The sequence below is a fragment of the Janthinobacterium sp. CG_23.3 genome (assembly GCF_046115965.1).
Classification (GTDB): Bacteria; Pseudomonadota; Gammaproteobacteria; order Burkholderiales; family Burkholderiaceae_D; genus Janthinobacterium.
Map to the genome: position 1 here is coordinate 1 of NZ_JBJXIB010000246.1, position 2,406 is coordinate 2,406.

The window sequence follows — 2,406 nt, forward strand, 5'->3', positions numbered from 1 at the left end:
CCAGATCGCCAGTTGGTGATTAAATTGGTGGAAGAGGCTGTGGTAGCCAAATGCACGCGTGGGAGCGCTTGCGAGGCGCTTGGCATCAGCCAGCGCACGTATCAGCGCTGGTTGCTGGAGGCTGGCAGCAGCCAGGGCGATGGGCGCAAAGGCAGTCGACGTGTGGCACCGGCCAACAAACTGAGCGAAGACGAACGCCAGCAGATCCTTCTGGTCGCCAACAGCGCTGAATTTGCCAGCAGTCCACCTAGCCAGATTGTGCCAACGCTGGCCGACCGTGGCCAATATCTGGCATCGGAATCGACCGTCTACCGCATCTTGAAGGCCGAGAAACAACAACACCACCGGGGACGGGCCAAGAAGCCAAGCACGAGGGTTGTAACCAGCCACTGCGCGACCGAAGCGAACCGGCTGTGGGCATGGGATATCACCTGGTTGCCGGCCGGCGTGAAGGGCATGTATTTTTACTGGTACATGGTGCTCGACGTCTACAGCCGGAAAATCGTTGGACATGAGGTGCAAGTAGCCGAGTCGGCGGAACTGGCGTCGCTATTGCTGCGCAAAGCCAGCCTTACTGAAGGCTTGGCTGGACGGGCCGTGGTACTTCACTCGGACAACGGCAGCTCGATGAAAGGTGCCACGATGCTGGCGACGCTGGAAAAGCTGGGCATCATGGCGTCGTTCAGCAGGCCCCGTGTGAGTAACGACAACGCATACGCCGAGTCGTTGTTCCGGACCTGCAAGTACCGGCCGAATTACCCGAGCAAGCCATTTGGCAGTATCGATGAGGCTCGGCAGTGGACGCTGGAATTTGTGCAGTGGTACAACCATCAGCACAAGCACAGCGGCTTGAAATTCGTCACGCCAGCACAGCGCCATGACGGACGGGATGCAACGATTCTGCAGCACCGTAAGCAAGTCTACGAGGCTGCGAAAACAAGGCGCCCGGAGCGCTGGACGGGCGAAACACGAGACTGGAAATTGAAGGAAGAGGTGTGGCTGAACCCAGAACAAAATCAGCCAGAGGAACTAAAAAAAGCAGCATGACAAAACGCGACATCTTTGTTGACAACTACCGAAACCAACGAAGTAACCGGTGGCGTAACTGCCGGGCAAGTATTAAATGTCGGCGCAGGCATTACGGCAGTGGGTGGAGCTGTTTTGGCTGGAGCGGCGGCAATAGCCGGCGCCCCGCTGCTCACAGGTGCCGTAGTCGCGTATGGAATTGTTTCTGCAACAATGTGGACCGCAGGTGCATTGTCGGACATTGGTTATTTTAGCGATGGTGGCGGTGGCGGTGGCGGTGCCAGTACAATTAAAAAAGGAACAAAAGTCGTATTTTTGTAAGAGCTAGCAGGCTCTTCGGCTTCTCCGCAAGATTTTCGGTTACAAGCGACCTTGACAGCGTCATTGGCAGCAAGTTGCGCAGTTGACCGCGCGTCGGATGACAGCCAGACAGCCGCGCACAATTGGAGAGGTTACGGCGGTGCCTACTTGACGGACTTGCATGATCGAGTAGGCGCTGCCGTCTTCAGTGCCAAGTTACAAAACTATACCTGTCGCCTGAGCCACGCGCTCTCAATTCGCACGTTGGCATCGACCACCAATAGGAAGCCCGGCGCGGTGACAGTGCTTGCGAACAGCCTCGATCAAGGTCTATCGCGACAAGTAACGCCGAGTCGGAATTATTCCAACCGTCTCTGTTTTTCCGAACACAACGATAATATTGCTAAAAAAAATGAAAAAAGTTAAAATTTTTGTCGCCGCCATAGCAACGTGCATCACTATTTCTTTCGTTCTTTTAGTCTCTAAATTTTCTCCAAATATTACAGAAAATTTAATTACATTTAGCGAAAATCATCCGACGCTACTTGGATTTGTCACCTTATTTCTCCTTTTTTTAGCATTTTTATTGGTATTTTTTTCAAAGAGAAATACAAAACGGTTGCATTGAAAATCAGGCACATTGACGTCAAACCGTCCCAGAACCTCGTTTGGCGACGACTTGGTTGCTGCAGAGACAGAAGTCTCCGCTCCCCCGCACAGACAATTCACCGAATAAAAATGGTGTTTTAATTAATGATTTGGGGAGTTATTTGTGCGGTTTTCGCTCTTTTTGGCGCAGCGGTGAAATTCCCCCTTTGCGAACAGCTCGCAAGGATTCGATACGCCCCCCTTCGATCACACCCGTCTTGTGTCATTGCCAATTGGCCGAAGTAGCCGCTGGTCCACAATCAAATGGCCAAAGAATTTCATCACCCACTTGTAGTCGACGGCGTCAAAAAAACGCCTGTATATTCACGCCCAGTATCGGCTCTATGCCGTTTCGTGTGGAACTTGACATCTAGTACCATAGCGGGCACTGCCATTTTGAAGACGAAGAACGCCTGATGAGTATTGCCGTTG

The 2,406-nt window shown here is 52.6% G+C and carries 2 protein-coding genes; both read left to right on the top strand.

Going from position 1 to position 2,406, the window contains the following annotated elements:
* The coding region (locus tag ACFDR9_RS27510) for an IS3 family transposase (protein WP_409033050.1) at positions 1-1,047 on the top strand (1,047 nt) is incomplete at its 5' end.
* Between the two features lie 15 nt (positions 1,048-1,062).
* Positions 1,063-1,347: a hypothetical protein gene (locus tag ACFDR9_RS27515; protein WP_409033051.1), complete on the top strand. Its 285-nt coding sequence runs from the start codon at positions 1,063-1,065 to the stop codon at positions 1,345-1,347.
* Positions 1,348-2,406: the final 1,059 nt, after the last annotated feature.